The 23,435-nt window shown below is 61.9% G+C and carries 20 protein-coding genes and 1 tRNA gene; 12 read left to right on the forward strand and 9 right to left on the reverse strand.

Annotation, left to right across the window (positions count from 1 at the left end):
* Positions 1-185 precede the first annotated feature (185 nt).
* Positions 186-602, forward strand: a complete 417-nt coding sequence (locus GOB87_RS17105; RefSeq protein ID WP_408737106.1) for a tyrosine-type recombinase/integrase — start codon at positions 186-188, stop codon at positions 600-602.
* Here GOB87_RS17105 and GOB87_RS04460 read toward each other — a convergent pair.
* Positions 553-627: transfer RNA gene (locus tag GOB87_RS04460), tRNA-Val, on the reverse strand. The genes GOB87_RS17105 and GOB87_RS04460 overlap by 50 nt on opposite strands.
* An 80-nt stretch (positions 628-707) precedes the next feature.
* Between GOB87_RS04460 and GOB87_RS04465 the strand changes: the two genes are divergently transcribed.
* Entirely contained in the window at positions 708-1,622 is a 915-nt protein-coding gene (locus GOB87_RS04465) for an N-formylglutamate amidohydrolase (RefSeq protein ID WP_166313353.1), read from the forward strand.
* On the opposite strand, the gene GOB87_RS04470 is transcribed toward GOB87_RS04465, so the two are convergent.
* The 5 genes from GOB87_RS04470 to thiO form a co-directional block, all read right to left on the reverse strand.
* On the reverse strand, positions 1,623-2,138 hold the full coding sequence (locus GOB87_RS04470; protein ID WP_166313354.1) for a hypothetical protein: 516 nt from the start codon (positions 2,136-2,138) through the stop codon (positions 1,623-1,625).
* Positions 2,139-2,253: 115 nt separating this feature from the next.
* On the reverse strand, positions 2,254-2,871 hold the full coding sequence (locus GOB87_RS04475) for a thiamine phosphate synthase (protein ID WP_166313355.1): 618 nt from the start codon (positions 2,869-2,871) through the stop codon (positions 2,254-2,256).
* Positions 2,868-3,638, reverse strand: coding sequence for a thiazole synthase (locus tag GOB87_RS04480; protein WP_166313356.1), 771 nt, complete (start codon positions 3,636-3,638; stop codon positions 2,868-2,870). Before GOB87_RS04480 ends, GOB87_RS04475 begins: the two co-directional genes overlap by 4 nt.
* A gap of 7 nt (positions 3,639-3,645) precedes the next feature.
* Complete coding sequence (gene thiS, locus GOB87_RS04485; RefSeq protein WP_166313357.1) at positions 3,646-3,843, reverse strand: sulfur carrier protein ThiS; 198 nt, start codon at positions 3,841-3,843, stop codon at positions 3,646-3,648.
* 84 nt (positions 3,844-3,927) lie between these two features.
* Positions 3,928-4,890 carry a glycine oxidase ThiO gene (thiO, locus tag GOB87_RS04490; protein ID WP_166313358.1) on the reverse strand — a complete coding sequence of 321 codons (963 nt, stop codon included), beginning with the start codon at positions 4,888-4,890 and terminating at the stop codon, positions 3,928-3,930.
* Between the two features lie 160 nt (positions 4,891-5,050).
* Between thiO and GOB87_RS04495 the strand changes: the two genes are divergently transcribed.
* The gene (locus GOB87_RS04495) at positions 5,051-6,190 is read left to right on the forward strand and encodes a glycosyltransferase family 32 protein (RefSeq protein WP_166313359.1); all 1,140 of its coding nucleotides are present in this window, start codon (positions 5,051-5,053) and stop codon (positions 6,188-6,190) included.
* Between the two features lie 15 nt (positions 6,191-6,205).
* On the opposite strand, the gene GOB87_RS04500 is transcribed toward GOB87_RS04495, so the two are convergent.
* The 3 genes from GOB87_RS04500 to GOB87_RS04510 form a co-directional block, all read right to left on the reverse strand.
* The gene (locus tag GOB87_RS04500) at positions 6,206-6,955 is read right to left on the reverse strand and encodes an RluA family pseudouridine synthase (RefSeq protein WP_166313360.1); all 750 of its coding nucleotides are present in this window, start codon (positions 6,953-6,955) and stop codon (positions 6,206-6,208) included.
* Positions 6,956-6,961: 6 nt separating this feature from the next.
* Positions 6,962-9,808, reverse strand: coding sequence for a DNA translocase FtsK (locus tag GOB87_RS04505; protein WP_166313361.1), 2,847 nt, complete (start codon positions 9,806-9,808; stop codon positions 6,962-6,964).
* Positions 9,809-9,990: 182 nt separating this feature from the next.
* Positions 9,991-11,430, reverse strand: a complete 1,440-nt coding sequence (locus GOB87_RS04510) for a protein adenylyltransferase SelO (protein ID WP_166313362.1) — start codon at positions 11,428-11,430, stop codon at positions 9,991-9,993.
* A gap of 99 nt (positions 11,431-11,529) precedes the next feature.
* Here GOB87_RS04510 and GOB87_RS04515 point away from each other — a divergent pair, with 99 nt between their 5' ends.
* The 9 genes from GOB87_RS04515 to GOB87_RS04555 all read left to right on the forward strand — a co-directional run bounded on the left by GOB87_RS04515 (position 11,530) and on the right by GOB87_RS04555 (position 23,255).
* The gene (locus tag GOB87_RS04515; protein ID WP_166313363.1) at positions 11,530-11,709 is read left to right on the forward strand and encodes a DUF3311 domain-containing protein; all 180 of its coding nucleotides are present in this window, start codon (positions 11,530-11,532) and stop codon (positions 11,707-11,709) included.
* Positions 11,706-13,196, forward strand: coding sequence for a sodium:solute symporter family protein (locus GOB87_RS04520; RefSeq protein WP_166313364.1), 1,491 nt, complete (start codon positions 11,706-11,708; stop codon positions 13,194-13,196). The genes GOB87_RS04515 and GOB87_RS04520 overlap by 4 nt, the downstream gene beginning before the upstream one ends.
* Before the next feature lie 139 nt (positions 13,197-13,335).
* On the forward strand, positions 13,336-14,739 hold the full coding sequence (gltX, locus tag GOB87_RS04525; RefSeq protein WP_166313365.1) for a glutamate--tRNA ligase: 1,404 nt from the start codon (positions 13,336-13,338) through the stop codon (positions 14,737-14,739).
* Positions 14,732-15,700 carry an aspartate carbamoyltransferase catalytic subunit gene (locus GOB87_RS04530; RefSeq protein ID WP_166313366.1) on the forward strand — a complete coding sequence of 323 codons (969 nt, stop codon included), beginning with the start codon at positions 14,732-14,734 and terminating at the stop codon, positions 15,698-15,700. The genes gltX and GOB87_RS04530 overlap by 8 nt, the downstream gene beginning before the upstream one ends.
* Positions 15,697-16,992 (forward strand): dihydroorotase, encoded by a 1,296-nt coding sequence (locus GOB87_RS04535; protein WP_166313367.1) that lies wholly within the window; start codon positions 15,697-15,699, stop codon positions 16,990-16,992. The genes GOB87_RS04530 and GOB87_RS04535 overlap by 4 nt, the downstream gene beginning before the upstream one ends.
* On the forward strand, positions 16,989-17,627 hold the full coding sequence (gene plsY, locus GOB87_RS04540; protein WP_166313368.1) for a glycerol-3-phosphate 1-O-acyltransferase PlsY: 639 nt from the start codon (positions 16,989-16,991) through the stop codon (positions 17,625-17,627). The genes GOB87_RS04535 and plsY overlap by 4 nt, the downstream gene beginning before the upstream one ends.
* Before the next feature lie 25 nt (positions 17,628-17,652).
* Positions 17,653-18,798, forward strand: coding sequence for a DNA-processing protein DprA (gene dprA, locus GOB87_RS04545; RefSeq protein WP_264805675.1), 1,146 nt, complete (start codon positions 17,653-17,655; stop codon positions 18,796-18,798).
* Positions 18,799-18,834: 36 nt separating this feature from the next.
* Complete coding sequence (gene topA / locus GOB87_RS04550; RefSeq protein WP_166313369.1) at positions 18,835-21,555, forward strand: type I DNA topoisomerase; 2,721 nt, start codon at positions 18,835-18,837, stop codon at positions 21,553-21,555.
* A gap of 20 nt (positions 21,556-21,575) precedes the next feature.
* Positions 21,576-23,255, forward strand: a complete 1,680-nt coding sequence (locus tag GOB87_RS04555) for an RNB domain-containing ribonuclease (protein WP_166313370.1) — start codon at positions 21,576-21,578, stop codon at positions 23,253-23,255.
* Positions 23,256-23,435 lie beyond the last annotated feature (180 nt).

The following is a 23,435-nucleotide window of genomic DNA, read 5'->3' on the forward strand; positions in this document are numbered from 1 at the left end:
TACGCCCGATGAGGCGTATCATAACGTGCCGACGCCATCTGGTCCGGGGTTAACCCCGGACCAGATGGCCAACAGCAACGCCGTCAGAAGGGCGGCATAACAACAACCGGGTATAGCTTATCAAGCCCGCAAAACTGTCCGAACGGACGGGACCACCTCACTACAAGAGTAAGCCGATTCTCAAGATCAACGGAGCATGGCGTGCTGCTCGGGACGCAGCAGGCTTATCGTCAGAAATCGTGCCCTACACAATTCGTCATACCATGGCGACTGAACTGATTACGCGTGGCGTACCAGAGATAGAAGTTGCCTCGCTCATGGGGCATGCCATGCCAAATCTTCGCACCACAGGACGTTATGTACATGTGCGGCCAGACTTCCTCGCAAACGCCAGAAGGTCTATTGAAGAGGTCGCAAGCGCCATCGACCGGGTAGCAGCCCGATCGATGGTAAATTTCAATATGCGTGCTAACAGCGTGCTAGACTCAACTGCAAAGGATGGCACTCCGATGCATAAGTCTCGGAAAACCGTTGGTTTTCTGCCGGAACAGATGGTGGGCGCAACAGGGATTGAACCTGTGACCCCTACCATGTCAAGGTAGTGCTCTACCGCTGAGCTATGCGCCCATCTGCTCGGTGAGGTGGCTTCTACAGCGGCTTTTTGGAGAGTGCAAGCCCATTTGATGCAGGATGTGTATCCTGTATCCATGAGCGAGACGATTCTTTCTGCGCAGGGCGTAGAGCCGGCATTTTCCATCGATGTCCAAAGTGTGGAAAGGGGAGGACGACCGGCGGTTTTTGTCGTGTCTCCTCCTACAGACCGCGATCTGCCCCTCATTGTGTCCTCTCCTCATTCCGGGCGGGATTATGAGGCGGCTTTTCTTGAGCGGTGTCGTCTTCCTCTGAATGTTCTGCGGACGAGTGAAGATTTTCACGTCGATACCTTGGTGGCGTCAGCGCCATCTCATGGTGCGACGCTGCTGCACGCCAACTTTCCTCGTGTGGTCTGCGATGTGAACCGGGCATGTATGGACATCGACCCGCGTATGATTAGTGATGCGTCGAAATCGGGATGTGCGCCGACGTCTCGTGGGTTGGCGGGGCTGGGAAGTGTGCCCGGTGTCGTGTCGGGAGGGCAGTTGCTCTATGCGACGCGACTATCGATGAAAGAGGTCACCGAGCGCTTGCAGCGTTTCTGGCGACCCTATCATGAGACGCTTTCCGAACTTATTGAAAGCAAAAGGCAGCGTCACGGCTTTTGTGTCCTGCTGGATGTTCACTCCATGCCTCCCGGTGTGGAGGGATCACGTGCCGATTGTGTGATCGGGGACCGCTACGGAACGTCCTGCGACCGGGAAATGTCACGTGCCATTGCCGCAGTCTTGCGGGAGCAGAAGTTTCAGGTCGCGCGCAATCATCCGTTTGCCGGGGGATACATCACCACGCATTACGGTCGTCCGCGAGAAGGTGTGCAGGCCGTGCAGTTGGAAATCTGCCGTACGCTCTACATGCACCCACGCAATGGTGGCGGATTCGGGCTCAATACCCGCATCGTGGATAGTGTGGATCGGGTTATTGCCGCAACGGCGCAGGAAGTGCGCCGTCGCCTCAGCGATGTCTGATCAGAGGGTGTGGACCATGATGCGGAAAGCGGTCGCGAAATGCACGTCAGCCGCTTCCGTTGCGGCCTCATTGAGACGGATGTCCACGCTGGGTTGGGTCGTCAGATAAATCTGGCAGGTGCCATTCGTCACGTCGCTGAGATGCCCTGTCACGCATACAGCATGATGGGTGACGACGGCATGCTGGAGAACGGCGGTTCCTGTGCCCTCGGTCGCGATGACGACGGCAAATGGCGTGGCTTCGAGAACGGACAAACTGACGGAAGATGGCTGGAGGGACATCCCCGCAATCGAGAGGTCTCCGCCAAAAGCCTCCCTGATCTGTTCCGCTTCCTGACGGGACTGGGGCATATCGGGGTTGAAGGCAATAGCGACCTTAACCACACCGGAAGGTGGCGGCACGATGAAATGCAGCGTTTCTCCGAGGATGGTGAGATCGTGAGCGTTGAATGCACCTTCCGCGCGCGCTGCCCGTAGGTCTCCCGTCACGGCATAACCGACATATAAGGCAGCCAACAGCCGTGCTGCTCTCAAAATGACATGGACTGCCGACACCGAACCCCGATCCGATCACCTGCATTGGATGATCGGTGATAGCGATTGAAGAAGATTTAAATCCGGAACAAAAAATTCAGGAATGGGTTGCGGCAAGCCACTTCCGGACCTGCCCTTCGGGATCGGCGTGGCGGATAAAGTCCGAAATGGCGGAAACGGAATCGGCCCCAGCCGCGAGACACGCGGGAGCACGCTCCAGCGTAATGCCGCCAATGGCCACCAGCGGCATGTCGGGACCAATGCGTTCGCGCCATTCGGTCAGACGCTGCGTTCCCTGCGGACCGAACGCCATTTCCTTGGTCGTCGTGGGCCAGATCGGTCCAAGCGCTACGTACCACGGAGCGAAGGAAAGGGCGCGTTCCAGTTCAGGCACATCATGAGTGCTGATTCCTACGCCAATCCCGGCCGCGCGCAGAGCCTTCATGTCCGCCGTATCGAGATCTTCCTGACCGAGATGAACATGTGTTGCGCCACATTCGAGCGCTTCGCGCCAGAAATCATTGATGACAAGCGTGATGTCGTGCGCGTTCGCAGCTTTCAACCCTTCGCGGATTTCTTCCAGCAACTCGGGACCAGCTTTGTCCTTGATGCGAAGCTGGATGAAGCGTGCGCCCGCCTTTCCAAGACGGTCAATCCAGGATGCGCGATCGACAACCGGGTAGATGCGCTGCGGCAAATGGCGGGAAGAGGTCATGCCAGCATGGGCCTTCCAAGAAGAGGTGTTGAAGGAGCCGCCATGTCGCGCGCTTCCATCGGATCGGCTTCGAAGGCGGCTTTTCCGGCCTCCACAGCCAGACGGAAAGCCCGTGCCATGAGTGCCGGATCACCGGCTTTGGCAACGGCGGTGTTGATGAGCACCGCGTCATAGCCCAGTTCCATGGCCTGTGCGGCATGAGAGGGCACACCGATACCCGCATCGACCACCAGCGGAACATCGGGAAAATGAGCGCGCAAAGCCCGCAGCCCGAAGACGTTGTTCAGGCCGCGCCCCGAGCCGATGGGTGCGCCCCATGGCATCAGCACTTCGCATCCCGCCGCCAGAAGCCTTTCGGCCACGACGAGATCTTCCGTGGTGTAGGGAAAAACCTTGAATCCGTCTTCCGAGAGAATGCGAGCCGCTTCCACCAGTCCGAACACATCTGGCTGAAGCGTGTCGGAATCCCCGATCACTTCGAGTTTGATCCAGTCCGTCTCGAAGACTTCGCGCGCCATATGCGCCGTCGTTACGGCTTCCTTGACGGTATGGCAGCCAGCCGTGTTGGGCAAAACGGGCACGTTCAGTTCGCGGATGAGGGACCAGAATGCCTGCCCGGCTTTCTGTCCGGCCGATTCGCGGCGAAGCGAGACCGTGATGACGCCCGCCTGCGCCTCCCGCACGGCGGAGGCCAAAATCTCGGGAGAGGGATACTGGGCGGTGCCCAGCATCAGGGGAGAGGTGAGTGGGGTGCCATAAAAGAGCATCGAAGGATCAGCCTCCCTGCCTTGGCGCCACGATTTCGATCTTCATGCCGTCCGTCAGTGCCAGATTCTCCCGTCCGGAGGCAGGGACGAATGCGCCATCCACGGCCGTTGCAATCCGAGCATCGGCCAGACCGAGTTCACCGATCAGCGTCGCGAGCGTGCGGGCGGCTACGACCTTGGGTTCGTCATTAACCACAATGTTCATGCTGACCTCATCGCCCTTTGAAGGATTGGGTTCGTTCCCGCCACACTTGGGGTGTTCATGGTCGGGACGCAAGCTGGAGACATGTCACGCGAAGACGATGTGTTCCACCTGCTGGGCCAGCCAGGGCGAGAGCAGATAGCCGTGTCGATACATGCCGTTAACGAAGATGTGGCGTCCTTCCTGTGTCACCAGCGGCATGTTGTCAGGATAGGAGGGCCGCAGTCCGGTTCCCATGTCGAGGATTTCGGCTTCCGCAAAGCCCGGATGAAGAACCCACGCGGCGTTCAGAAGTTCACTCATGGAACGCAGGGTCATGGGACCGTCGTTCTCGCTCTCGATCATCGTGGCGCCCACCATGAAAAGATGGTTCCGGCGCGGGACGATGTAGATGGGAATGCGTGGATGCAGCAGGCGGACAGGACGATGCAGCGTTACATCAGGGCAGCGGAGCAGGATCATCTCTCCCCGCACGCCACGGAGATGGCTGAGATTTGCGCGGGCGTTGAGGCCGGTGCAGTCCACGTCCCAATCGAAACTCTCATCCGGCGGGGCGAGAGTGTCGGTCAGCAGCGTGCCGCCAAGGGCAACGAGACGGCGGGCGAGGGCTGGGAGAGCTTCGCGCGGGTCCAGATGGCCTTCCGTGGGAAAGAAGAGGGCTTTGGCGAACCGCCCTTGAAGATCGGGTTCAAGTCGGGCGATCTCGTCTGGACCGATGGTCTCGAAATGGCTGGTGCGTCGCCCGAAACGGGCAATCTCCGCCGTATCGCGGGGAGGGGCCAGAACAAGGCTGCCATTGGCCTGTACATCATGCACGTTGGCCTGCCACCAGCCGAGCGAATCGACGGAGCGTTCCGTGACTTCGGCGGGGGCGGATTCGGCTTCGCACCATGGGGTGAGCATGCCGCCCGCCATCCATGACGCTCCCGATCCCACTTTCGGTCCCGATTCGATAAGCGTGACCTTCGCACCCCGGAGTGCGAGAGTGACGGCCGACACCAGCCCGGCGACACCTGCGCCGCGCACCAGAACTTTCGGGGGGCTGGCCATCTCTTTCTCCCATCCTTCTTGAACGTGGCGCACGATGGCGGCAGGCGGACGTTTTGTTAAGAGTTACGTTCCACTGGCTCTCCTGTCAGATGGCAGGTTGTCATGACGGCAGGATTTGGTAGAGAAAACGTGAAAACATAGCGACTTCGGAGAGAATGGAATGTCCGACACGGTGCAGTCACCGCAACTGAGCCCCTCCGATCTCGCAAATAACGAGCGCGCCATAGCTTATTACAATGAGCACGGCTGCGGCACGGTGGAAGCGGCGTTTCATCTCGCCAATATCCTGCACACCGACCGCTGTGTGGCGGAAGCGGCGCGCGTGTACCACATCGGCTATGAACTTCATTCGAAGTCGCCCGATCAGCATCCCGGCGCTCATATTCTCCTGCATGTCAGTCTGCTCTGCCAGCTCAAGGCGGGCCTACCGCTGAGCGATGAGGATATGGAAGCGCTCAAAGGACTGTCCATTCCTCTCTACAACTACATCGCGGGCATTCGCACCGCATGGAACACGGGTGATCTCGTCAAGGCGACCCGCATGATGGGCAACTGCTACGACGAGTTCCATACGGGTGAGGAGTGCGACCGGCTCTATCTGGAGGTGGTGAACCGCCTCTATCAGGAGCAGATGCACAATGGCGTGGCGGATGCCCGCGTGCCGAGCACGCTGATCCCGCGCAAGATTTACATGTACTGGGATAACGAGACCCCAGAAGAGGTTGAGCGCAATTTCGAATATCACCGCTCTCTCAAGGGGCTGGAGGTCAAGACCTTCAATCAGGCCGAGGCTGCCCAGTGGCTTTACGAGGTGTATGGCGTCGAGGCACGGAACCTTTTCATGGGGATGCGCCATCCGGCGGAAGCAGCAGATTTCCTGCGCGTGCATGTGATCCAGGCGCTGGGCGGCTGGTGGCTGGACGCCGATATCCGCATTCGTTCGGAAGAGGTGTTCTTCGGGCGCCTCTCACAGCATCATTCGCATGTGTTCCTGCTCACGCATGATTGCGTGGTGCATAACGATTTCTTCGGCTCCGTGGCCAACAGCCCGATCCTTGGGGATGTGCTGCTGTCGCTGTATCGCAACTGCTACCTGTTCCCCAGCCTCTACATTCCCTACAAGACCGGCCCCGGTCCTTTTGAGCGTGGCCTGAATCGCACCTTCCATGCGGATTTCAACCGCACCCGCGCGCTTCCTTCCATGATTACCTACGACAACCATGTGTTCTCGGAAGTGATCGAAGAACTGCATGTGGAATACAAATTCCAGGGCAAGTCCTGGCACGGCGTCAGCAACTGATGCCCCAACAAGTCATCAGGACGAAACCGGAAGGTTTCCGTCCTGAGGCTGTAGTGTTTCCCTGAAACCGCAGCGTGTCAGCGCCGTCAGCATGTGAGCGGGTGGAGAAGCCGTCGCTGCGATCGGAGCCCCCAGAGGCAGTTCGAGCCGACGGCTGAAAAGATGCAGCATGCTGACGTTGGGCGTTCGGGTTCCATAGACCGGGTCGCCCAGAATCGGTGTGCCGAGCGCTGCGCAATGCACTCGGGCTTGATGGGTACGGCCGGTGTGCAGACTCAGTTCCAGCCATGAGATATGTCCATCCGTTCCCAGCCGCCGCCAGCTTGTGCGGGCGGCCTGCCCGGAAGGGTGTAATTCCATTTTCCAGCCCGCTGCCGGGGAACTGACCTTGCGCAGTGGCTGGTCGATCTCGCCGCTCTCATCCGGCACGCCTTCCACCACAGCCCAGTAGGTCTTGCGCGCCTGCCCGGAGGCAAAGCACGTTTGCATCGTGAGTAGTGCCTGTTTGCGCAGGGCAATGGCGAGGCAGCCTGCGGTGTCCGTGTCCAGTCGGTGCGCCAGCCAGGGCCCGTCCCGACGGCGACTCATGAGCGGAAACCAGTCCTCCACGCTTGGACCGCCTCGCGGCCCCGGATGCACGGGCAGTCCGGCGGGTTTGTCGATGACAAGCGCCTGCGGGCTTGAAAACAGGATGGGGAAGGGGAGGGAGGCACCGGGGGGCACAGCCCTCTCTTTCGGCTGAGCGCGGGGGAAGCGGGGTTTCATGCCCGCCTATTCCTCTCCCGCACCGCGTCCGATGAGGATCTTGCGGCGTCCCACATGGTCGGCAGCGCTGACGATGCCGCTTTTCTCCATCTGTTCGATCAGCTTGGCGGCGCGGTTGTACCCAATGGAGAGGTTGCGCTGCACGAAAGAGGTTGAGGCTTTGCCCTCTCGGATGACGATGGCCACGGCCTTGTCGTAGAGGCTCGAATCCCCGTCGCCGCTTCCCGTGTCGAAGGCGGCACCGGGACCTTCTTCCTCACGCTCGGAAATGACGTCTTCGTCATAGATCGGCTCACCCTGCTCGCGCAGGAATTCGGTGACGGCTTCCACTTCCGCGTCCGCCACGAAGGGACCGTGGACACGGGTGATGCGCCCACCGCCCTGCATGAACAGCATGTCGCCCTGACCCAGAAGCTGCTCCGCGCCCTGTTCGCCAAGGATGGTGCGGCTGTCGAACTTGCTGATGACCTGAAAGGAGATACGTGTCGGGAAGTTGGCCTTGATGGTGCCGGTGATGACATCCACCGATGGGCGCTGGGTGGCCATGATGACATGAATGCCTGCGGCACGGGCTTTCTGGGCCAGACGCTGGACAGCGGCGTCGATTTCCTTGCCCGCCGTCATCATCAGATCGGCCATCTCATCGATGATGACGACGATATAGGGCAGTGGCTCCAGCGTGAGAGACTGCTCCTCGAAGATCGGATTGCCCGTCTCGGGGTCGTAGCCGGTCTGGACGCGGCGGGTGATTTCTTCCCCCCGCTCGCGCACCTGTGCGGCGCGTTCGTTGTAGCCGCCAATGTTACGCACCTGAAGATGGGCCATCGCGCGGTAGCGACGGTCCATCTCGCGCACGACCCATTTGAGGGCGGTCACGGCCTTGTTGGGTTCCGTCACCACCGGCGTCAGCAGGTGCGGGATGCCGTCATAGATCGACAATTCCAGCACCTTCGGGTCGATCATGATCAGGCGGCATTCATCGGGTGAATGACGGAAGAGCAGCGAGAGGATCATGGCGTTGATGCCAACCGACTTACCCGAGCCGGTGGTGCCAGCCACGAGCAGATGCGGCATGCGGGCCAGGTCGCTGAACACGGCCTCGCCCGCGATGTCCTTGCCGAGAGCCAGTTCAAGCTTGCCGGTGGTGTTGATCCATTCCGGGCGATTGAACAGTTCCGAAAGATAGACTGTCTGGCGCGTGGCGTTCGGCACTTCGATACCGATCACGTTGCGACCGGGCACAGTTGCGATGCGGACACTGAGCACAGAGAGCGAGCGCGCGATGTCATCGGCAAGCCCGATCACCCGTGCGGAACGGATACCGGGCGCAGGTTCCAGTTCATACAGTGTCACGACAGGACCGGGATGGAGGTCCACGATGCGTCCCTGCACGCCGAAATCGGCCAGAACCGTTTCAAGAAGACGGGCATTGGCTTCCAGCAGTTCGCGCGTGGGCATCTGCTCGGCGCGTGAAGGTGGTGGTGCGCGCAGAAGGGAGATGGGGGGCAGAACCCACCCCTGCCCATTGCCGGAGGCATCCGCTCGGACGCTGGCACTTCCCTTGCCGGAAGCGGCGCTTTCGTCCTTACCGGGGAAAAGCCGCGAGAGAAAGGATTTGCGACCGGTGTCGGCCACAGGTTCGCGAGGCGCGTGGGGCGGTACGACGTCCTGTGGAGGGTGGGGTGCAGGATCGCTCTGCGGTGCAAGATGAACCTGCGCGGCTGGCTCTGGTTCGGGTGTCGATTCCACTCGCGATGGCGCCCCAGAGGAAGCCGGTGCCGTGTCCATCGCGGTCATGGCGCGCACGGGCTGATCCGGTGCTGGTCCCGGCAGGGAAATAACGGGCTTGTCTTCTTCTTCCTGCCCGGAGTGCGAGGGGCGACGGCCCATTGGTCGATTTGCCGGCAGCGACTGGGGGGAAGGAGCGGACAGGGCCACTTCCTGTCCCGTGGGCTGCGGATTGGGGTGCGTGGGCGACATGTTCGCAGGTGCGGCAGGGGCTTCATAGCGACGGGTGGCTATGGGGGGCTGCGCAGACGCCGGAGCTTTCGCCCTGCGTGGAATCCATGAGCGCCGGATTGCAGCGACCGGGCTGGAGAATGCGTTGTCCGAAGCGGATTCATAATTTTGCGGCGTGGTCGCAGTGCTGCCATCGGATGGCAGGCCGCGCCGCTGACGCGCGATGATGATGCGGGCGAGACGTCCGGGCTGACGTCCGACGATGAGCAGGCCGCGTCCGGTCGTGCGGCCGATCACATGCCATTCCCGGCGATCGAGACCGAAGGCGAGAGCGCCGAGAAGCAGGGCCAGAATCAGCCCCAGAACCCAGATAATGACACCACCTGCCGGCCCGATGGCTGACATGCCGGCCGCGACAGCTTCCCGCGCGATACTGGCGCCGATGCCGCCACCGATCCCGGCGTCGGATGGCCATGCGGGCGGATGGATGGCCGTGACAAGGATGGGGATGGCCGCCAGCAGAGCCGCCGCGACGAGCAGCAGGCAGATCAGTGCCACAGCGCGCAGAACGAACACGCTCAACCCGCGATGGCGGAAAATGCGCCATCCCCACGCTACCAGCGCTATGACCAGCAGACCCGTCGCGATGCCGATCCCCTGAATCAGCACATCCGCGACCCATGCGCCAGGCGCCCCCAGAAGGTTGGTGGCGGTCCGTGACGTGGATACGTCAGGCGATGGATCGAGAGGGTTGTAGCTCCCGAAGGCGAGAAGGAAGGTGAGCGCGAGGATCCACAGAAGGATGCCCCCAAGCTCATCTCCCCGTCGCCGCAGAGTGGAGCGGGTGTCGGGAGAGGACAGGGTGTCGGGAAGGAAGCGGCTGAGACGCGCCAAGTAACTGGTCCTGACGTTACGGTTTCGTGTTCGGGGAGTGCGGCGCGGGCCGCGATGCGCGACCATACCCCGAACCGCCCGCTCCTTGAAGGTCAGGAACGGCCCCGAAGCCTGTCAATAATGGCGGAAAGCAAAGATTTCCTGTCTGGATCCGAGGCGGCGGAGGCGAAGTGATGACGGCATCAGGGCGAAGATGGGGCAGGCGAGCGGTTTCCAAGAGCGACGGCCATCTCGTCGATCTGGGCGAGTTTCGCCTCCAATGCGCCCCAGTCGTCGTGTTCGGCCAGTTGCGTCCATAGGGTTTCTACCGTGTCGATCAGCATGGTGCAGGGCGTATTTCCGGCAAAATAGGGATGAGCCAGCGTGACGCCTGCGGCAGGGGTGCGCGTTTCGAGGAGCGTCCGAACGGGGGCGAAATCCGAACGCTGGTAAATGGGCGCGCGGGGGCTGGCCGCCGCCCGCTCCGCGCTTGAGCCGCCGCCGAACCAGTCGAACGGCAGCGCATCGAAGGGGATGCCGCTTTCCTCCATGAACAATGTGACGGCCTGCCGCAGAGCGCGATCGGAGTGCTCATCGCATGGAGCAACGCCCAGCCGACGTATCCATGCCGCATCGAGTTCCGCTTCGTAACGGGCTGGAAAACGTGAAAGAATCTCCGTCAGCCCGGTGTGGGGTGCGAATTCGAGCAGACATTCCGCAAGTCGGGCGAGATTCCATCCCAGCGCCGCTGGCTGGCGGCCATAGGCGTAAAGACCCTGATGATCGAAATAGGCGGCGGTGAAGCCCGGCTCGAAGCGCGGCAGAAAACGCCACGGACCGTAATCGAAACTTTCCCCCGTGATGGCGATGTTGTCCGTGTTCAGAACGCCGTGGACGAAGCCCGCGGCCATCCATTGCGCTCCGGTGCGCGCCACCCGTTCGCACACCGCCTCGAACAGTACGAGCGCCCCACTGTCGCCTTCCGGCACGGTCAGTTCAGGGTAATAGGTTTCCAGAACATAGGTGATGAGGCTGCCGATGGCCGCTGTTTCCGCATGGGCGGCGAGGCGCTGAAATGTGCCGATGCGGATGTGGGAATGCCCGAGTCGCACCAGTACGGCTGAGCGGGTGGGCGAGGGTTCATCGTGCCGGTCCAGTTTTTCGCCCGTCTCGATCAGGCTGAAGGCACGGGAAGTGTCCACGCCCAGAGCTTCCAGCATGGACGCCGCGAGGATTTCCCGAACGCCGCCCTTGAGGGTCAGCCGCCCGTCACCGCCGCGTGACCATGGTGTGCGACCGCTGCCTTTGGTGCCGAGGTCGAGCAGCCGTCCGTTCGTGTCACGCAGTTGTGCGAACAGGAAGCCGCGCCCGTCTCCGAGATCGGGGTTGTACTGGCGGAACTGGTGGCCGTGATAGCGCAGGGCCAGTGGATGAGGGAGCGAGCCGGGAAGGGGAGAGAACCGCCCGAAATGCTCGATCCATTCCTCATCCGTCAGCGTGTCCAATCCCACGGACGCGGCGGCGCGCTGGTTGCGATAACGCAGGATGTGCTGCGGGAACCGGGCGGGCTCCACGACGTCGTAGAACAGATCACCCAGACGGGTGTGATCGGTGGCGGGGCTGTACTGTGGCGAAAATGACATCAGACTCATTCCTCCCGCTCATGTGTTGTTGACTTCGTTGTGGTCATTTCACACTCTGGAGCTGTCCGCCAAACCAAAATAATAAAAACTGGGCGCTACATGAAAATCTTCAACGTGTTGCTGCTGGCGCCGTTCGTCGGCCTGCTATGGGTGCCGTTCTATAATTTCCGCACGCCTGTCCTGCTGGGCTTCCCGTTCTTCTACTGGTACCAGTTCGCCTGGGTTCCTGTGACGTCGGTGTTGATCTGGCTGGCTTGGAAGAAGGGGGCGCAGTCATGAACGGCGTTCCTTCGGCCGATACGGTTGCGCTGATTGTCTTCGTTCTCTTTTTCGGCGTGACGATTGTCGCGGGCACGACGGTCACGCACTGGAAAAAGTGGTTTTCCAGCAGCGCCAAAAAGAGTGCGGACGCGCATCACGGCACCGAGGACTGGGGCCTTGGTGGCCGTGGCTTCGGTGCGTGGGTGACGTGGTTCCTCGTGGGCGGCGACTTCTACACGGCCTATACCGTCATCGCCGTGCCAGCGCTGGTCTATGCCGTGGGGGCTTATGGCTTCTTTGCGCTGCCTTACACCATCATCGTTTATCCGTTCATCTTTTTGGTGATGCCCAAGCTGTGGAAAATCGCCAATGAGGGCGGTCATGCGACGGCGGCGGACATCATCCGCGCGCGGTTCAGCAGCCGCACGCTTGAACTGGCGGTGGCGTTTTCGGGGCTGATCGCGGTCATGCCCTATATCGCGCTTCAGCTGATCGGCATTCGCACGGTGGTGCAGGCGCTCGGCCTGCCCGGCGATGCTCCGCTCATCATCGCGTTCTTCTCGCTCGCGGCCTACACATGGCTCGGCGGTCTGCATGCCCCGGCGCTCACGGCCTTTATCAAGGACGTGATGATCTACATCGCTGTCATCGCCGCTGTAACACTGATCCCGATGCATCTTGGCGGTTATGGCCATATGTTCGAGGTCATGGACAGCTTCGTGCCTCTGCCCGACGCCACGCATGTGCTGCCGTCCGGTCAGATGGTGCCATATGCCACGCTGGCTCTGTCCTCGGCACTGGCGGCGTTTCTTTATCCGCACACGTTGACGGGCATTCTTGCCGCCAAGTCCGCCGATACGGTGAAACAGAACGCGGTCTTCCTGCCGATCTACACGATCGTGCTGGGTCTGATCGCCATGCTGGGCATGATGGCGCATGTGGCGGGGATCGACACCAAAGTCAGCTCGATGGTCGTGCCGTATCTCTTTCTCAAGCTGTTCCCAGACTGGTTCGCGGGTTTCGCGTTCGCGGCGATCGCCATCGGCGCGCTGGTGCCCGCAGCGGTCATGGCCATCGGTGCGGCCAATCTGCTCACGCACAACATTCTGCCCAAGCGGCTGGAATCGGTGCGGACATCTCAGATCGCGGCCTTCGGTGTGAAGCTGGGTGCGCTTTTGTGCGTGCTGTTTCTCAACGCGAAATTCGCCATTGATCTTCAGTTGCTTGGGGGTGTCATCATTCTCCAGACCTTCCCGGCGTTGATCCTTGGGTTGCTCAAGGTGCGTTTCTCATCAGCGGCCATGCTGGCGGGATGGGTGGTTGGCAATATCGTGGGGCTGAGCATGTGCTGGGCGGATGGCCTCAAGCCGGTGCATGCGCTGGGTATGGGTGAACATTCCATGCTGGTGTCCACGGGGTTGATCGCGTTGGCCGTGAATATTGCCGTAGTGTGCGCCTGTTCGGTGTTCGCCTTCGGTCGTTCCCGGACTGTTGCGGCAGAGTAAACCACTCTCATAGCGTCCGAGTGTGCTTGAGCGTCCGCCCTTAACTTTGGGGGCGGACGTTTTCGTGTGTCAGGACCGAAATCCTGCCTCATCTTCTTCCCCATGGCAGCCCTTCGGGCTCCGTGATATGGAGCCGTCCATGACCGTTCGTACGCGCTTTGCCCCTTCTCCGACCGGCTTGCTGCATATCGGCAACGCCCGGGCCGCCCTCTTCAATTTTCTCTATGCGCGCCATTGTGGCGGACAATTTGTCCTGCGCATCGAGGACACGGACAAGGAACGCTCCACGCAAAAAGCGGTGGACGTAATCTTTGACGGCCTGAAATGGATGGGCCTCACATGGGACGGAGAGCCCGTTTTCCAGTCCGCGCGGGAAGAGCGCCATCGTGAGGTCGCCCTTCAGCTTCTGGCCGAGGGCAAGGCTTACAAGTGCTTCTGCACTCCTGAAGAGCTGAAAGAGATGCGCGAGGCGGCGCAGGCTGAAGGCCGCCCGCCGCGCTATAACGGCATGTGGCGTGATCGCGACCCGTCCGAAGCGCCCGCTGGCGCTCCTTATGCCATTCGCATCAAGGCCCCGCGTGAGGGTGAGGCGGTGATTGAGGATCTGGTGCAGGGTGAAGTCCGTGTAGCCAACGCGGAGTTGGATGACATGATCATCCTGCGCTCCGACGGCACGCCGACCTATCAGCACGCCGTGGTGGTGGACGATCACGACATGGAGATCACGCATGTGATCCGTGGCGACGATCATCTGACCAACACCTTCCGTCAACTCATGATCTACCGTGCCATGGGCTGGGAAGCTCCGCGTTTCGCGCATCTGCCGCTCATTCATGGTCCCGATGGCGCGAAGCTCTCCAAGCGCCATGGCGCGCAGTCCGTCGTGGAGTTCCGCGAAATGGGCTACCTGCCGGAAGCGCTGTGCAACTATCTGCTGCGTCTTGGTTGGGGCCATGGCGATGCCGAGATTCTCTCGCGTGATGAGCAGATCCGTCTGTTCGATCTCTCGGGCGTCGGGCGTTCGGCCTCGCGGATGGATTACACCAAGCTTGAGCACGTCAATGCCGTCTATCTGCGTGAGGCGGACGATGACCGTCTGACCAACGATGTGATGGAGCGCCTGAGCGGGCGTGAAGGCGTGGATACGGGCGAGATCACCCGCGCTCGCGTCCGTGCGCTGATGCCGGGTCTGAAAGAGCGTGCCCGTACGCTGGTGGAACTGGCTGACAACGCCGCGTTCCTTGGGCGGCAGGTGCCGCTGTCCTTCGATGCCAAGGCTGAAAAACAGCTCACACCTGAGAATCGCGTCATGCTGGGTGAACTGGCGCGCGATCTTGCTGTGGTCGATCCGTTCGACGCCGAGCATGTGGATGCGGCGCTGCGCGTATTCGCGGAAAAGCATGAACTGAAGCTCGGTAAAGTGGCGCAGCCTCTTCGCGCGGTCCTGTGCGGTACAACGACATCGCCCGGTATCGATGCGACCGTGGCGGCTTTGGGACGTGATGAGGTTCTGGCGCGGATAGGAGCCGTTCAGAATGGCTGAAGGGCCGTCCGGGGGTTCCCGTTTCTTCGGTCCCTCGGACCGCCATCTTCTCGGGATTCAGGGCATGCACCCCTCCCGGATCGAGCCGATCCTCGATCTCGCGGAGAGCTATGTCCTGATGAACCGCTCGCGCAAGACGCCGCGCGACCTTCTGCGTGGGCGGACCATCATCAATCTGTTCTTTGAAGACAGCACGCGCACGCGCACGTCTTTTGAACTTGCGGGCAAGCGGCTTGGCGCGGACGTGGTGAACATGTCGGTCGCCCAATCCTCCGTGAACAAGGGCGAGACCCTGCTCGACACGGCCGCCACACTGAACGCCATGCGGACCGATCTTCTGGTGGTGCGCCACGCCCAGTCCGGTGCGCCCGCGTTGTTGGCGCAGAAGGTGGATGCGTCCGTCATCAATGCGGGTGACGGTACGCACGAGCATCCCACGCAGGCGCTGCTCGATGCGCTCACCATCCGTCGTCATCTCGGGCGGATCGAGGGACTGACAGTCGCGATCTGCGGTGACGTGGCCCATTCGCGCGTGGCCCGCTCCAATATTCATCTTCTGACCTCCATGGCCTGCCGCGTGCGCGTGGTCGGACCGCCGACGCTGGTGCCGCGCTCCCTCGCAAGCCTTGGGGTGGAGGTGCATCATCGCATGGAGGACGGTCTGCACGATGTCGATGTGGTGATGATGCTGCGTCTGCAACGCGAGCGCATGTCGGGCGGTCTTGTGCCCAGCGCACGTGAATATTTCCGTTTCTACGGCCTTGATCGCCGCCGTCTTGAACTGGCGAAACCCGGCGCATTGGTGATGCATCCGGGGCCGATGAATCGCGGTGTGGAGATCGATAGCCAGATTGCGGATTCCGACCAGAGCGTGATCCGTGAGCAGGTCGAGATGGGCGTGGCCGTCCGCATGGCGGTGCTGGACCTTCTTTCGCGCAGCAAACGGAGCAGCCGATCATGAGCGCGGACATTCTTTTCGAGAACGTGCGCCTGATCGATCCGGCGACCACGCTGGACCAGCCGGGTCGTTTGCTGGTGCGTGACGGCGTTATCGCGGGGCATGATCTGCCCGAAGCCGAAGGTGTGCCAGAGGGTGTCCGCGTTGTGGACGGACAGGGCTCTGTGCTGTGCCCCGGCCTTGTGGACATGCGTGTTGAGATCGGTGAACCGGGGCACGAATATCGTGAGACCGTGAAGTCCGCTTCCCGTGCGGCCTTTGCCGGTGGCGTGACGACGGTGGCCGTTCTCCCCACCGGTTCCCCCGCCATCGACGATCCCGCCATGGTGCGGATGCTGCGCTGGCGCGGTGAAGAGCCGGAGCATGTCTCGATTCTGCCCTATGGCGCGCTGACCAAGGGCTGTCAGGGCGGTGAACTGGCGGAGATTGGCCTGTTGGCGGAAGCGGGCGCCGTGGCGTTCACGGACGGCTCACGGGCGATTGCCACGGCCCGGTTGATGAAACAGGCTTTGACCTATGCCTTCGCGTTTGACGCGATGGTCGTGCAGCATCCCGAAGAGCCGACGCTGGCTGGGTCCGGTTGTGCTACAGAAGGGCAGCTTGCGCTGCGTCTGGGCCTGCCTGCCATTCCGACGGCGGCGGAAGCGATCATGATCGCGCGCGATGTCCGTATTGCCGAGATGACGGGTGGGCGGCTGCATTTCGGCCATGTCTCGACGGGTGAGGGCGTGGAACTGATCCGACAGGCCAAGGCGCGCGGTCTGCGTATCACCTGCGACACGGCACCGCAGTATTTCGACCTGAACGAGACCGCGATCGGAGATTTTCGCACCTACGCCAAGTTCTCTCCGCCGCTACGCCGTGAGGAAGACCGCTTGGCGATCTGTGCGGCGCTGGCGGATGGCACCATCGACGCCATCGCGTCCGATCATGCGCCGCGTGATGCTGACGACAAGCGCCTGCCGTTCGCGCAGGCTTCGGCGGGGGGCACGGGGCTGGCTACGCTGCTGGGCGTTACGCTCACACGCTATCACGATGGCACGCTGTCACTACTTGAAGCTCTGGCCTATCTCACCTGCCGCCCGGCCGCGTTGCTGGGCGTGAAAGGGGTGGGGACGCTGGCACAGGGGGCAGCCGCGGATCTTTGCCTGTTCAATCCCGATCGCGCGTGGCGTGTGGTGGCGGGCGAACTGCCCGGCCATGCGCAGAACACCCCGTTCGATGGTCGCGCGCTGGAAGGCAAGGTGCTCAGGACGTGGAAACGTGGGCGGCGCGTGTTCGGAGGCGTGGCGTGAATCTGATCGAATCGCCCGTCACGCTGCTGATCGGCGTTGCTTTCCTGTCCTATCTTCTTGGCAGCGTGCCGTTCGGGTTGGTGCTGACAGCTCTTTCCGGCCAAGGCGATATTCGTCAGATCGGGTCTGGCAATATTGGCGCGACCAATGTTTTGCGCACAGGCAACAAGAAACTCGCTGCGCTGACGCTGTTTCTAGACGGATTCAAAGGTGCATTCGCGGTGCTGGTGGCGTGGGTGATGACGCCGCCGGAACTGGGTGACCGTGCCATGGCGGTTGCGGCGATTTTTGCGGTGGTGGGCCACTGTTATCCGGTGTGGCTGGGGTTTCGCGGCGGCAAAGGTGTGGCGACGGGGTTGGGTGTGGTGCTGGCGATGTCCCCCGTGGTGGGGCTGGCCTGCTGCCTGATCTGGTTGGTCGGTGCGAAGATCACGCGCATTTCGTCCGCCGGGGCGTTGCTGGCGTTCGCGTGCATGCCGCTGATGCTGTTCTTTCTGTATGGGCACTCCTTCACTCAGTCCCAGAAACCTCTGGCGGGCCTGTTCATCGCGTTGGTCGTCATTCTGCGTCATGGCGCCAATATCGCGCGGCTTCTGAAGGGCACCGAGCCACGGATTGGGCAGTCCGGTAAATGATTGCCGCGCGCAAGACAGGTCTCGCGTGAATCCTGATCTGCCAGCGCTGCTGCGTCTGGCCCGCACAGAGAATGTCGGGCCGGTGACGTGGCGGCGGCTGATGGCCGAGCATGGCTGTCCGCAGCGCGCGCTGGATGCCGTGCCGGAACGGGCCCGGCGTGGTGGTCGGAAAGGGCCGCTGAAAATAGCGGACGAGGCCGAGATTCTGCGCGAGATCGAAGCAACGCAGGCTCTCGGTGGCCGGATACTCACGCTGCATGACCCGGATTACCCCGCGCTTCTGGCGGAAGTGCCGGATTCGCCGCCCATTATTTCCGTGCTTGGCGATGTGGCGTGCCTGAATGCCGAGCGCAGCATCGGCATGGTGGGCGCGCGAAACGCTTCGGCTGCCGGGATGCGTCTGGCCGAAAGTCTGGCGACCGAATTGTCTCATGCCGGAATTACAGTTGTCTCGGGACTGGCCCGTGGAATTGACGGTGCCGCGCACAAGGGGGCGCTGCATGGTGATTTTCCTCAGTGGGGCAGTACGGTGGCGGCCATCGCGGGCGGTCTGGACGTGGTGTATCCGCCTGAGCACGCGTCCCTGCAGGAACTGATTGCCCAAAAGGGTGCCATCGTCACGGAAGCGCCTTTGGGCACCCAGCCGCAGGCGCGGCATTTCCCCCGTCGCAACCGGCTGATCGCGGGACTGACGCTTGGCACGGTGGTGGTTGAAGCCGCGCTGCGTTCGGGCAGCCTCATCACGGCGGAACTGGCGGATCGCTACAGTCGGGCTGTGTTTGCTGTGCCGGGATCGCCGCTCGATCCGAGATGCCGGGGCAGCAATGACCTGTTGCGCAAGCACGCGCATCTGGTGGAGGACCTCAGCGATATCGTGCCCTATCTTCGGCGTGAAACGATGGGTGGGCATCTGTTCGGAAAAGGTTTTTCCGAGGAGCAGGCGGCATGGCGGGGACCGCCCGGCTTGGCGGCGCCGGACGTGGAAATCGTGCGGACACGAATGAAGGAGCTGTTGTCCTTCACACCCGTGCCGGTTGACGATCTGGTTCGGCGCTGCCAGTTCTCGGTCTCGGCGGTTCTTGCGGTGTTGACCGAGCTGGAGCTTGCCGGCCGGGTGGAGATGCTGCCCGGAGGAGCCGTTGTCCAGTTGCTGCCTGCCGAAATGGAGTGATCGTACGCTTCGGATCGACGCGGGCCCGGAGAGAACATGACTGACGTCGTCGTGGTTGAGTCGCCTGCCAAGGCAAAAACGATCAACAAGTACCTTGGTGATGGCTACACCGTGCTGGCCTCCTTCGGGCATGTGCGTGACCTGCCCCCCAAGGATGGTTCCGTGCTGCCCGACGAGGGCTTCGCCATGAAGTGGCAGTCCGACGAGCGCGGACAGAAGCAGGTGGCGGCCATAATAAAGGCGCTCAAGGGCGCGCACACGCTCTACCTCGCCACTGACCCGGATCGTGAGGGCGAGGCGATCTCGTGGCATGTCCGCGCCATGCTGGAAGAGAAGAAAGCGCTCAAAGGCGTCGAAGTCCGGCGTGTGACCTTCAATGAGATCACCAAGGGCGCGATCCGCGAGGCAATGGCGCATCCGCGCGATCTCGATATGCCGCTGATCGAGGCGTATCTCGCCCGTCGTGCGCTGGACTATCTGGTGGGGTTCACGCTCTCGCCGGTGCTGTGGCGCAAGCTGCCCGGCTCGAAGAGCGCGGGGCGCGTGCAGTCGGTGGCGCTGCGCCTGATCTGTGAGCGGGAAGCCGAGATTGAGGTTTTCAAGCCGCGTGAATACTGGACTGTCATCGCAACGTTCCTGACGCCAAGCAACGCGCCTTTTACCGCACGTCTGACGCATCTGGACGGCAAGAAGCTCGACCAGTTCGACCTGAACAACGAGGAACGGGCATACGCCGCACGCGACGCCGTGCTCGGTGGCACGTTCGCGGTCAAGTCGGTCGAGCGCAAGAAGGTCAAGCGCAATCCTCCGCCGCCGTTCACGACGTCCACCATGCAGCAGGAAGCCTCGCGCAAGCTGGGCATGGGCGCGCAGAACACGATGCGCACGGCGCAGCAGCTTTACGAAGGTATCGATCTGGGAGGCGAGACGGTCGGTCTCATCACCTATATGCGAACCGATGGCGTCACGATGGCGGGAGAGGCGATTACCGATATCCGCCGTCACATCGGCAAGGATTTCGGTACGAATTACGTGCCGCCACAGCCGCGAATCTACACCACCAAAGCCAAGAACGCGCAGGAAGCGCATGAAGCGATCCGGCCTACGGATGTCAGCCGCACGCCCGCATCTGTTGCGCGCCATCTGACGGACGATCAGCGTCGGCTTTATGAACTGGTGTGGAAGCGCGCAGTGGCCAGCCAGATGCAGTCGGCGGAGTTGGATCAGGTGGCGGTCGATGTCGCCGATCAGCCGGGGTGCACCGTGTTGCGGGCCAATGGGTCGATCATCGCATTCGACGGCTTTCTCAAGCTCTATTCCGAGGGGCGTGACGAAACCGACAAGGCGGCGGACGATGAGAGCCGCATGTTGCCGCCGATGAACGAGCGCGACCCGCTCAAGCGTGAGAAGGTGGACACGGAACAGCATTTCACCCAGCCGCCGCCGCGTTATTCGGAAGCCTCACTCGTCAAGAAAATGGAAGAGATCGGCATCGGTCGTCCTTCCACCTATGCCTCCATTCTCGGTGTGCTGCGGGATCGCAATTACGTGCGGCTCGAGAGCCGGCGTTTCGTTCCCGAGGATCGCGGACGGCTGGTGACGGCGTTCCTCGTCTCGTTCTTCGAGCGTTATGTGGACACGCAGTTTACGGCTGGCCTTGAAGAGCAGCTCGATGACATCTCGGGTGGCCGGGCCGACTGGCGCGCGGTGATGAGCGCGTTCTGGCAGGCATTCTCGGCTGCTGTCGCGCAGACAAAGGATCTGACGATCACGGAGGTGATCGACGCGCTGGATCAGGATCTCGGTTCGCACTTCTTCCCGCCGACCGATGACGGCTCCGATCCGCGTCGGTGTACGTCCTGCGGCACGGGCCGGCTCGGGCTGAAGCTCGGCCGGTTCGGCGCCTTCATTGGCTGCTCAAATTATCCAGAGTGCCAGTACACCCGCAAACTGGCCGTCGAAGGCGGTGAGGGCGATGGCGCGGATGGCCTCAAGGACGGCATGAAGCTGTTGGGCCAGCATCCGGTGACGGGCGAAGACATCACGCTCAAGCGTGGGCCGTGGGGGCTTTATGTCCAGCAGGGGGAACCCAACCCTGAGGACAAGAAAGCCAAGCCGAAGCGAGCCTCGCTGCCGCGTGGTCTCACCGCTGAGAGTTTGACGCTGGATCAGGCCGTGGGGCTGCTCAGCCTGCCGCGCATCGTGGGCATCCACCCCGAGTTCAAGGAGCCGATCGAGGCCGGTCTCGGGCGTTTCGGGCCGTATGTGAAGATGGGAGCAATCTATGGCTCCCTCGACAAGGACGACGACGTTCTGACCGTGGGCCTGAACCGCGCGGTCGATGCTCTGGCCAAGAAGATGGCCTCCATCCGCACGCTTGGGGCGCATCCCAAGGATGGCGAACCGGTGATGGTGCGCAAAGGGCGGTTCGGACCGTATGTGCAGCACGGTCAGGTGGTGGCCAACCTGCCGCGCGGCGAGAGCATGGACGATGTGACACTCGACGGCGCGCTCGCGCTGCTGGCCGAGAAGGGCAAGCCGCTCAAGGCAAAGGGTAAGGCTGCCGCCAAGAAAAAGACGACGACGAAAAAAGCGTCTTCCAAGAAGGCTGCGGCGGAAGGGGATGAGGAGAAGCCCGCGAAGAAAGCCGCACCGCGTAAGGCTCCTACAAAGAAAGCTGCCGCATCCACGACTGCCAAGAAGCCCGCGACCCGCAAGTCTCCGGCGAAGAAGAAGGCCGCTCCCGAGGTTGAATGACGGGATTGGACAGGAAGCGCATGTCTCTGGACCGGGACGCGCTTCTTTGTCTTTTGCGTCAGGCTGAGGAACCCCTCACGCCTCCAGAAATCCTGCGCCGTCTGGGACTTGCGCCTTCCGCCAAGGGCGCATTGAAGGCGCTGCTGCGGGAGATGACGCTGGAGGGTGTGTTCTGCGATCCCGCACTGGCCGGGCGGTTGCGGGGTATGCGTGATCTTCCGCGCGTGGCGGAGTTGGTGGTGACGGGGCAGGACCGCTACGGTGGATTGATCGCGTGGTTTGCAAAAGGTCCACCCTTGGCAGGTGCGATCCCGCCAGTCGTCTTTTTGCGTGTGGATGCTGTGCAGTTTTTGCGCCCACGCCTGGCAAGCCGAGTGCTGGCCCGCCTTACTCCCTTGGGGCCGGGGCGCTTTGCAGGACGTGTTCTGCGCCTTCTGGAGGCAGATGCGGGTCAAACCGTCGGCGTCCTGCGCACGGTGGATGGTTGTTGCGCCGCAGAAGTGGTGGATTTGACCGATCCATCTGCAATGGAGCGCGCGCCCGATGGGCGCGTTCTGGGCACTCAGGACCAGCCCGCAACGCTTATGCTCGCATGCCAGCTTGAAGCCGGACTTCCCGAAGTTTTTCCCGATGAGGTGTTGCGGGAAGCCGCAGCCTGCCAGCCGATGGACGAGGCGACGGCCAGAAAACAGGGTCGTCTGGATGTGCGCGATCTGCCGCTGCTGACCATCGATGGCGTGCACGCTCGTGATTTTGACGATGCGATCTGGGCCGGAGAGGTGGAGACGGGATTGCGCCTCGTCGTCGCCATTGCCGATGTGGCGCATTATGTCACCAAAGGTTCGGCTCTCGATCACGAGGCACGGCGTCGCGGGCATTCGGTTTATCTGCCGGACCGGGTGGTGCCGATGTTGCCGCCACGACTGTCCGAAAATCTGTGTTCCCTGCGTCCGAATGAAGACCGGCCTTGTGTTCTCTTCGATCTACGCCTTTCCGCAGATGGAGAGCTGGAAAGCGCTGAACTGCGCCGTGGATTCATGCGCAGTCACGCGCGTCTGACCTATGAGCGGATGCAGGCCGTGCTCGACGGACAGGAGGAACCTCCGGAACGCATTCCGTCTGCCATGATCGGGGCATTACGTACGGTCGATCGGGCTCTTGCCGCAGCAGAGGCGCGGCGCGGCGCAACCCGTTGTGAGGACACGCAAGCGGTTGTGCAATTCCGTTGGGATAACGGGCAACCCATCCCTTACTGCGATGTGCCTTTGACCAGTCACCGGATGATCGAACGGTTCATGGTGATGGCCAATCATGCGGCGGCTCGGCTTATGCGCGATGCGTCTCATGCGGGGCTGTTCCGTGTCCACCCCAAAGGAATGGGAGTGAACCCCAGCCGCCTGCCTGCGTTTGCATCTCCATGCCCGGCTCCCCATCACGCACTGGCGCTGGATGTGTACACGCATGTCACCAGTCCCATCCGCCGGTATGCCGATCTCCTGTGTCATCGCAGCCTGCTCGATGGTGTGGAAGAGCCCGAAGAGGATCGCGCAGCGCTTGCCGTCCATCTGGCGGCAACGGAGGGGCGGGCAGCTTGCGTGGCAGCCGTGGCATCCGCGCGACTGCTGACATGGTGTGGCGAGGTTGCAGAACGTGGCGGCCATGTTACGAATGCGACCCCGTCCGGCAGCAGGTCGCGTTGACGGATGAGAGAACAACCGGTCTGCTGTTTTCCGAAAGTGGATCAACGGGGAATCGGGTGAGGGAGAGTGGGCGTGTTCGGCCGCAATAGCGTCTTCTCCCGAGAAGCTGACAGTACGACGTCGCCCGTTTTTCGGAGACGTCCGAGACGGCTTGATCCGTCTGCAAGGAATTGTCCGCTC

The sequence above is a fragment of the Acetobacter estunensis genome (assembly GCF_011516945.1).
GTDB classification, from domain to species: Bacteria; Pseudomonadota; Alphaproteobacteria; order Acetobacterales; family Acetobacteraceae; genus Acetobacter; species Acetobacter estunensis.

What these genes read in the sequence shown, in the direction of transcription:
- GOB87_RS04465 (WP_166313353.1), top strand. Translation starts at nt 708, where the DNA reads ATGAGCGAGACGATTCTTTCTGCGCAGGGCGTAGAGCCGGCATTTTCC.
- GOB87_RS04475 (WP_166313355.1), bottom strand. Translation starts at nt 2,871, where the DNA reads ATGACCTCTTCCCGCCATTTGCCGCAGCGCATCTACCCGGTTGTCGAT.
- GOB87_RS04480 (WP_166313356.1), bottom strand. Translation starts at nt 3,638, where the DNA reads ATGCTCTTTTATGGCACCCCACTCACCTCTCCCCTGATGCTGGGCACC.
- thiS (WP_166313357.1), bottom strand. Translation starts at nt 3,843, where the DNA reads ATGAACATTGTGGTTAATGACGAACCCAAGGTCGTAGCCGCCCGCACG.
- thiO (WP_166313358.1), bottom strand. Translation starts at nt 4,890, where the DNA reads ATGGCCAGCCCCCCGAAAGTTCTGGTGCGCGGCGCAGGTGTCGCCGGG.
- GOB87_RS04495 (WP_166313359.1), top strand. Translation starts at nt 5,051, where the DNA reads ATGTCCGACACGGTGCAGTCACCGCAACTGAGCCCCTCCGATCTCGCA.
- GOB87_RS04500 (WP_166313360.1), bottom strand. Translation starts at nt 6,955, where the DNA reads ATGAAACCCCGCTTCCCCCGCGCTCAGCCGAAAGAGAGGGCTGTGCCC.
- GOB87_RS04510 (WP_166313362.1), bottom strand. Translation starts at nt 11,430, where the DNA reads ATGTCATTTTCGCCACAGTACAGCCCCGCCACCGATCACACCCGTCTG.
- GOB87_RS04515 (WP_166313363.1), top strand. Translation starts at nt 11,530, where the DNA reads ATGAAAATCTTCAACGTGTTGCTGCTGGCGCCGTTCGTCGGCCTGCTA.
- GOB87_RS04520 (WP_166313364.1), top strand. Translation starts at nt 11,706, where the DNA reads ATGAACGGCGTTCCTTCGGCCGATACGGTTGCGCTGATTGTCTTCGTT.
- gltX (WP_166313365.1), top strand. Translation starts at nt 13,336, where the DNA reads ATGACCGTTCGTACGCGCTTTGCCCCTTCTCCGACCGGCTTGCTGCAT.
- GOB87_RS04530 (WP_166313366.1), top strand. Translation starts at nt 14,732, where the DNA reads ATGGCTGAAGGGCCGTCCGGGGGTTCCCGTTTCTTCGGTCCCTCGGAC.
- GOB87_RS04535 (WP_166313367.1), top strand. Translation starts at nt 15,697, where the DNA reads ATGAGCGCGGACATTCTTTTCGAGAACGTGCGCCTGATCGATCCGGCG.
- topA (WP_166313369.1), top strand. Translation starts at nt 18,835, where the DNA reads ATGACTGACGTCGTCGTGGTTGAGTCGCCTGCCAAGGCAAAAACGATC.
- GOB87_RS04555 (WP_166313370.1), top strand. Translation starts at nt 21,576, where the DNA reads ATGTCTCTGGACCGGGACGCGCTTCTTTGTCTTTTGCGTCAGGCTGAG.